The sequence below is a fragment of the Marinibaculum pumilum genome, assembly GCF_042646425.1.
In the GTDB taxonomy this organism is placed as follows: domain Bacteria; phylum Pseudomonadota; class Alphaproteobacteria; order Ferrovibrionales; family Ferrovibrionaceae; genus Marinibaculum; species Marinibaculum pumilum.
The window spans coordinates 51,162-58,585 of sequence record NZ_JBHRTR010000044.1 but is presented as its reverse complement, the minus strand read 5'-3'; the positions used below and the strand labels follow the sequence as shown (position 1 = coordinate 58,585).

The 7,424-nt window shown below is 66.9% G+C and carries 8 protein-coding genes; 4 read left to right on the top strand and 4 right to left on the bottom strand.

The features are described 5' to 3' along the window. Positions 1–288 precede the first annotated feature (288 nt). The 4 genes from ACFOGJ_RS24265 to ACFOGJ_RS24250 form a co-directional block, all read right to left on the bottom strand. Positions 289–633, bottom strand: a complete 345-nt coding sequence (locus tag ACFOGJ_RS24265) for a ribbon-helix-helix domain-containing protein (protein ID WP_379905513.1) — start codon at positions 631–633, stop codon at positions 289–291. Beyond that, positions 633–1,277, bottom strand: coding sequence for a ParA family partition ATPase (gene parA / locus ACFOGJ_RS24260; protein ID WP_379905511.1), 645 nt, complete (start codon positions 1,275–1,277; stop codon positions 633–635). Before parA ends, ACFOGJ_RS24265 begins: the two co-directional genes overlap by 1 nt. Positions 1,278–1,587: 310 nt before the next feature. Then, positions 1,588–1,896, bottom strand: coding sequence for a hypothetical protein (locus ACFOGJ_RS24255; RefSeq protein WP_379905509.1), 309 nt, complete (start codon positions 1,894–1,896; stop codon positions 1,588–1,590). A gap of 33 nt (positions 1,897–1,929) precedes the next feature. Beyond that, on the bottom strand, positions 1,930–2,502 hold the full coding sequence (locus ACFOGJ_RS24250; RefSeq protein ID WP_379905507.1) for a hypothetical protein: 573 nt from the start codon (positions 2,500–2,502) through the stop codon (positions 1,930–1,932). A gap of 222 nt (positions 2,503–2,724) precedes the next feature. Here ACFOGJ_RS24250 and ACFOGJ_RS24245 point away from each other — a divergent pair, with 222 nt between their 5' ends. The 4 genes from ACFOGJ_RS24245 to ACFOGJ_RS24230 all read left to right on the top strand — a co-directional run bounded on the left by ACFOGJ_RS24245 (position 2,725) and on the right by ACFOGJ_RS24230 (position 7,407). Then, entirely contained in the window at positions 2,725–3,036 is a 312-nt protein-coding gene (locus ACFOGJ_RS24245) for a TrbC/VirB2 family protein (RefSeq protein WP_379905505.1), read from the top strand. A 322-nt stretch (positions 3,037–3,358) separates the two neighbouring features. Further along, a complete protein-coding gene (locus tag ACFOGJ_RS24240; RefSeq protein WP_379905503.1) occupies positions 3,359–5,707 on the top strand; it encodes a VirB4 family type IV secretion system protein in 2,349 nt (782 codons plus the stop codon). Then, positions 5,680–6,501: a hypothetical protein gene (locus ACFOGJ_RS24235; protein WP_379905501.1), complete on the top strand. Its 822-nt coding sequence runs from the start codon at positions 5,680–5,682 to the stop codon at positions 6,499–6,501. Before ACFOGJ_RS24240 ends, ACFOGJ_RS24235 begins: the two co-directional genes overlap by 28 nt. Before the next feature lie 177 nt (positions 6,502–6,678). Further along, positions 6,679–7,407 carry a VirB8/TrbF family protein gene (locus tag ACFOGJ_RS24230; RefSeq protein ID WP_379905499.1) on the top strand — a complete coding sequence of 243 codons (729 nt, stop codon included), beginning with the start codon at positions 6,679–6,681 and terminating at the stop codon, positions 7,405–7,407. The last annotated feature ends 17 nt before the right edge of the window (positions 7,408–7,424 follow it).

Sequence of the window (7,424 nt, the reverse complement as noted above, 5' to 3'; positions counted from 1 at the left end):
GCCGGCCCGAAGGGCCGCCCTTGACGGCTGCGACGCGCCATCCCTGCCCGACCCCTGCGCGGCTCCGAGGTCCAGGACCAAAGCCGGGCAGACATGTCGGAGTGCCGATATGTACACATGTGGGCATGGCGACATGCCGGCGCCTCGATGCGACATGCTGAGCCTGGCATTGGGGTCGTGAGACAGAACGTCGGGACAGGCGCAGCAAGTGCGGCCAGATACATGTGGGCGTGTCGAGCACTGGACATGTCGACATGTCGCCCAGCCGACATGTCCAGTGTCAGACAGCTATGCGATAGGCGGCTGTCCATACTTCCGGAACAGGTCGTTGAGCGCCTCGCGAAGCATGTCCTGAACCGATAGGTCATGCTGGGCGCAAAGGATCCGGAGCTGTTGAGAGACCTCGGGCTCGAAATGCCCGGCGATCATGCGCCGGCCGACACGAGATGGTGCGCGGGACCCAGAGGCCGCCTGGGGACGTCGCGCCTGGCGCGCGGGCACAGGTTCGGCCGTAGCATCCGGCGCCGCGGGCGGGACGTCGTGGGCGCTCTGCGGCTCGTCAGCGATCACGGGCCGCCTGGAGCTCGACGCGATGGAGCCGAGTGCCTCTTTCAGGTTCGGTTTCTTGGCCATCACTTGCCTCCCGCCTTGGTGTGGTTCCGCGCGCAGCTCTTCTTGGCCCAGCTGTAGAGCTCCCGGATTTCCTGGGCTGCCTTGCTGCCGGGTTCATGCTCCAGGACGCCCTGGCCGGCCGTCAGCGAGTGCATGAAGCTCATGCGCTGACCGACCCTGATCGGCGCGACGGCGAGGCCGTATCCGGCGATTGCCTGTTCGGCTTCGTCGGCAAGGGTGCCCCTTGGCGGCGTGGCGTTGATGACAGCGGCCGCCTTGGCCTTGGCAAGGGCGCAGATGTCGGCGGAGGCGGCGATCGCGCGGAGATCCAGGATGCCGGGGCGGCAGGGAATGAGGACGAAGTCGGCCGCCCGGGCGGCGGCAAGGGACGCGCTCTCGGCGTGCGGGGCGGTGTCGATGATCGCGAACTTCGCGCCATGCTCGGCCGCGAGCTTCAAGGCTTCCGCCAGCCTGGCGGGCTGGACCGAAGTCACCAGCGGGGCTTCGGCTTCGCGGGCATCGTGCCAGCCCTTGGCGCTGGCCTGGGGATCCAGGTCGATGACCAGGGCAGTGTCACCCGCCTGTTCGGCGGCGATGGCAAGATTGAGGGAGAGGGTGGTTTTGCCCGTTCCGCCCTTCTGGGAGAGGATCGCGAGTGTATGCATGGTGATGTGTCGCCATGTAGACATTAGACATGTATACATGACTACACTGGTTCGGGGCGTCTGTCATGGATCTTTTGGCGTGGTTGCTGGGCGCAAAAGACCGGCCGTGGGCTACACATGCCGACATGTCGGCATGTCGTCTCTTTCTCATTGCCGCGACAGGGTTGGCGAGATGATAGCAGCGGGGCAGGGGACCAGTCGGCATGTCGGGCTGCCGGCTTGCCGGCATGCAGACTTGCATACGGACCGGCGTGTCGACATGCCTGCATATCGGCACACACGGCGATCCCGTAGCCGGGGAAGCGATCGGTTACGATCCGATCACGGGCGGGGAGGGGACCATCGGCCTGACAAAGTCGGGCGGGAGAGAGTAGGGCGGTGCTTTCTGCGCACACAGCAGCGCCGCAGCGACGATTGCGTTCTGGGGTGCCTCATGGAGCGCCTGGAGTTCGGAGACCAGGTGCGCCTCGGCCTCTGTTAAAGGCACCCAAAGACGGGCATTGCGGGCCGGGAGCTGCGGCAGCCGGGGATAGGTGCACAGCAGGCGCAGGCCGATGGAGAGGACCGGGAGCCAGGGTTCGAGCGCGGCAGGGAGACGCATTCGGATGCGGTCGGTCATCGGACGGCTCCGGCGGTCGATCACGGTTGTGGATCAGAACGATTGGTCGGACGGCTCCGCAAGCAGACGGTCGAGCGTGGCACGAACATCGGCCAGCGCCTCACGGATCGCCGCGGCGGCCTGGCCGCCCGTTGGGATCTGATAGCCGAGATAGCTTTCCAGGGCGGCGCGCGCAGCTTCGTTCGGATCGGTATCGGTGTAGAGGCACCAGGCCCGCCAGTGCTTCCAGAGACGGCGGGTGAGCTTAGGCCTGAGCTGAGTGAGCCGATCCGGATGAACTTGCAGATGTCCGTCCCGGACAAACCCGCCGGCAGGGGCGGGGAGAGCGTCGTCAACGGCACGCGCCGGTCGGGTGGTGCCGTCATGATTGGCGTAGAGGGTCGCGAGCGCCTCCAGCTCCGCCAGCTTCGCCGTGGCCCGGCGCAACCTGTCCAGGCGGCCTGAAGGCCGCTGCGGCGGCGGTTCCTGAAGCCAGTCGGCGAGGGCGGTCTCCAGCGCGTCGCTGACAACGTCGGTGACGTCGCGACGGGTCGCAACCGCATGGACGCGGACGCGAAGCCAGAGGTGGTGCGGTAAGCGGAACGCCGTGGCGATCGCGTCGGCCATGTGCTCCAGGAGCGTGGTGGGACGAAAGTTCCATTGTAGGCCCGTTGGGTTCGCTGCTCTGCCTGCACAAATGCGGAATTTGAAGCTGTATTTGCCAGAGACAGCCGTTGTTGCATAATCTCGCCTGTTAGGCGAACTACCGCTATCGCGGTATGGCTTGTGTGAAAGGGGCACGGCAGTCTGCCCCCCTGACAGGTCGCAACAACTGAGGGTTTCCCGGCGATGTGGAAGGATTCTGAACAATCGACGCGCCTGGCGGCATTCCTGCTGGCAGTCGCTTTGGTTGCAGTGATGGCCCCGGATCTTGCCTTGGCGCAGGCCGAGGACCCCTTCGCGAAGTCGACGACGTTCCTGAACGAGACCGCGACCTCCGCCAGGAACGTGGTCACGGCGCTGGCCGGAGTGGGCCTGGTCATCGTGATCGCGATGGCCATGGTCGGAAAACTGGCGGTGGGCTGGGCCGTCAAGATCGTCTCAGGTCTGATCGTGCTGACAGGCACGGGCTGGATCGTGACGGCGATCACCGGGCAATAGGCGGGCAGGGCGATGCGCAGGTCGCCGTTGCGGAAAGCCGTGGCGTCGCCGCTGCGTATTGCCGGCGTTTCGCCGGTCACAGGCTGCCTGGGGGTCCTGGCAGCCTTCCTTGGCGGGATTGCCTCCGGGCAGGTGCTCGTGGGTGTCGGGATCGGGGTGATCGGCTACGGCCTGGCGGCCCTGGCCAGTCACCGGGAGCCGCACATCGATATCGTTCTCCAGGAGTGGGGCCGGCGGGTGCTTGCGGTTCCGGGGCGCGGATTGCGGGGATATCCGCCGGCCAGAATGCCACGGCCCTGGGGCGACCGGTCGAACCGGTACGATGCTTGAGACGGCGGACATTGCCCGGGCCTTGGCCCCCCTCGGGATCGCGGCGCTCGGCTATGGGCTGGGAAGCTGGCTGTTGGGGCAGAACGGCGGCCCCCAGGCCGACGGCCGCTTGTCGGATTACCTGCCCTGGCTGGGCCTGGAAGAGGATGGGCGCACGCTCCGTCTCGACAGGGGCGGTCTTGCACAGGTTCTCGAACTGGAGGGAACGGTCTATCTGGGCCGGTCCAGTGACGCGGTGGAGGGGCTGATCGCCCAGCGCGGCGACTGGGTGCGATCGCTGGAACGGCAGGGCGTAAACATCAGAAGCCTGTCGCGACAGAGGCCCCTGGCGTTCGGGGCGGTGGAAGAGGGCGAGGGATATCTGGGCGCGGTGAACGCTGCCTGGAGCGACTATCTCGCCGGCTCCTACGAGCGCAGCCACCACCTGATCGTGACCTCGCCGGCCGGCGAGAAGGCAGCCCTCGAAAAGGCTGTCGCCGGCGTGATCGCGTTGCTCAGCCCTTACGGGCCAAGGGTGCTCGAAAGAGGTGCCGGCAAAGAGCGGTCGGAACTCTTGTCGTTTCTGGCCGAGCTCGTCGGCGGGTTCGATACCGACATCCCGGCCGACGCGCCGTTTCCCGGGGCGTTGGCGGGCGTGTCGCTGGAATATCGGCCGGACGGCGTGTGTATCGCCCGGGACGGCGCCCGGGAGCGCTGGACATCTGTTCTGGGTGTGCAGGGCTGGCCGGAGTTCACCAGCGGGGACCTGGTCAGGGGTGTCATGCGCCGGCGGCTGGACGTTTGCCTGGTGGTCCGCGGGCATCCGGTCCCGCACGGACAGGCGGTGACATGGTCGCTCTACCGGGCGCGCCAGGCGAGGATCTTCCGGACCAACCGCCTGACGATGGACGAGTGGGCGGAGACGAGCGATGAGCTCGGGGCCGGGAAGACCGCTCTTGTCAGAGCCGAAGTGCAGCTCTTCGTGACCGGCGGGAGCGAGGAGGAGATGCGGGCCTCGGTGCGCGAGGTGCGCGAAGAGCTCGGCCGGGCGAGGGTCGCCGTCGTCCCGGAAGGTCAGTTCGGGGAACGAGGCAGCTGGGCCCGGCTGCCGGGCTACGACTATCCGGTACGGCCCTATGAGCTGACGGCGCACAACGTCGCGGATCTTCTGGTGTGGGAAGCGGAACCGAAAGGCTCTGCGAGCTGCGATTTCGGGCCGCGGCCGGCGCGGGTGATCCCGACCGCCTACGGCCGGTCTCCCTACAGCTTCGTCTTCCAGGCCAGCTCGGCCGACCTGGCGCCGCCGCACTGGATGCTGTTCGGCGGAACGGGCGGGGGCAAGACAGTGGCCAGCGCGTTCCTGCTTTCGGGGGCGCTGAGCGCCTATCCGGACTTACGGATCTACGCCTTCGACCGCGATGCAGGTCTTGAGGTTCTCACCCAGGCGCTCGGCGGGCGCTATCTCATGAAGCGCGACGGGCTTGAACTGAACCCGTTCGACGTACCGAACACGCCGGAGCATCGTGCCAGCCTGGAGCGCTTCCTCGCGCTGCTGGCAGAGGTCGATGACGACAAGAGCCTGGTGCAGATCCGGGATTCGGTGATCGACATCATGGGGTCGACCCGCGACGGGAAGAGGCGCCTGGCGGTTGCTATTGGCTGGGCATTTCCGCCGGACTCCGCTGTCCGTCGCGGCCTGGACAAATGGGCCCGCGGTGAACGCTATGGGCATGTGTTCAACGGGCAGCGGGATGCCTTCGATCCGGATGCAGCCCGGTGGACCTGTATTGCCCTGGACGGGGTGGCCAATGACCCCCGGCTCGCAGGGGCCCTGACCTACTACCTCTTCGAGCGGATCCAGGTGGCGGTGGCGAATGCCGGCCGGCCGCATGTGGTGTTCGTGGATGAGTCGGCGACCCTCCTGCAGGAGCCGAGCTTCCGGACGCGGATCGAGGCGCTGCTTCGGACCGCGCGGAAGAACCGCGGGAGCGTCGGCCTGGCGTTCCAGGAAGTCTCCGGGCTGCCGGAGGAGATCGCGCCGACGATCCGGGGGAATGTCTCCAGCATCCTGTTCCTGCCTGGCTCGGCGAAGTACGCCGAGGAACTCCGCCCCTATGGGCTCTCGGATGCTGAAATCGAGTTCGTGCTCGGCAAGGCCGAGACCGCCATCCCGAAAGATATCGCTCGGTATCCGGTCCTTCTGAAGCGGGCCGCCGAGACCGTGTTCCTGGACTTCGACCTTCAGGCATTGGGGCCGTTGCTGCGGCCGTTTCAGGGCGGGCCGCCGGCGGCGGCGCGCATGGTGAAGCTCATGGACGAGCTGGGAGAGGACAAATGGCTGGACGCGTTCATTCGCGGCTGATCTGTGCCGCTGTTTTCGCTGCGATCGGGATGGGGGCGCCCTGGAGTCAGGCCCGGGCGGCGATGGAGGTCCACGATTCACAGAACATTGTGGAATCAGCGAAGGCCGCGGCCGAAGCGGTCAAGCAGACGAAGGAACTGGTGGCCATCAAGGGCTTCATCACCGACGCCAAGGAGACCTTGGGTCCGGCGGTTTCACTGGCGATGTCGATCCCGGGCTGGGTGCGTGAGAGCAGGAACATCCTGCAATGCATCGTTCCGGATCCGGGGACCTGGCTGCCACAAGGGGATGGCGGCCTGGGAAGCCTGTGCGACGCCCAGGAGGCCGTGCGGGAGCATCTGGGGCTGCCGACGTCGGGACAGCTCCAGGGGGTGATCGACAGCGCCTCCGGAGAGGTGAGGGGGGTCTTCTCGGTTGGTGGGGCCAAGAAAGGGATGTGGTCCGAAGAGGCCGACGCGCCGATCGACAGGACGAAGGTGGCGGTGATCGAGGGGCGCCGCAGGGTCGCCTACGAGGATGCGGTGTTCTCGGCTGCAGCGACAGCTCTGGCGCTGCAGAACTCGGTTGGAGCCGTGTCCGGCGAGGTGGAGGCGATCGTCAGTGACACCGCTGGCGTGGACAACATCAATTCGAGGGTCGCGCAGACGAACAGGGCTCTTGCATCGGTCCTGCAGGAGCTGGCGGCCACCCGCGCGATCCTGGCGAAGCTGCTGGAACTGCAGGCGCTGGAACAGCTGAACCGGTTGCCGGTGATGTACCGCGGCATGCCGACCTTCGTGCAGGCCGACAAATGACAGGGCAGGTCGGCCGCCTGATCCTGGCGATAGCTGTGGCAACCGCTGTGGCGGGCTGCTCAGACAAGCAGGGCGTGGTGCAGCCGGGATCGGGCACAGACGACTTCAAGCAAAGCCCCTGCGCCTGCGGCCCTGAGATTCCCCAGCCCGGCCTCGAAAAGTATCGGCAGGAATCCGATGCGCAGCGGGCATGACGATCTGGTGCCGGCCGGCCTGCCCCCGACGAAGGGGCGGGTCCGGGGGAACAGGGTGCGCAGCCAGGACGAGGCATATGTGCGCCGGCTGGAACGGCTGGTGAAGGCGAGCTGGGCCCTGGCGGGCCTGGGCGTCGGCCTGGCGGGATCCATGGGGACGGTGGTCCTGGGGCTCTTCCCGCTGAAGTCCACAGAGCATGTGCTTGTGCAGTTCGACCAGCCCTCAGCCCAGCTTGTCCGGCTGATCCCGGAGCGGATCGATCGCCGGACCGAGGAGCTGCTGACCGAGGACGTGCTGCGTCGATACGTGGATGACAGGGAGACCATCAATCTGGTCGACGAGAACCTGCGCTACGGCTGGGTCCAGGCGCATTCCACCGACCGGGTCTACGCGGAGTTCCGCGATCGGATGACGACCTCCAACGCAGACAGCCCGCTGAACGAGTTCGCTGAAAAGAAGCTGGTCCGCGAGGTGCACATCCTGTCGGCCGGTCCGGTGCCCGGTTCTTCGGGCACCTGGCAGGTCGAGTTCACGACGATCGATCGCCGGGACAAGACGGCGGTGCAACGCGGCGAATGGGTGGCAACGATGCGGGTGTATCGGACCGCGATCGAGGGGGTAGCGGACCGTATAAGGCTGAATCCTCTCGGGCTGCGGGTGGCGGGCTATGCGGTGCGCAAGCGGAGCCTGGGCGGGGAGGCGGGGCTGTGAGGGGGCGATGGGTAGCC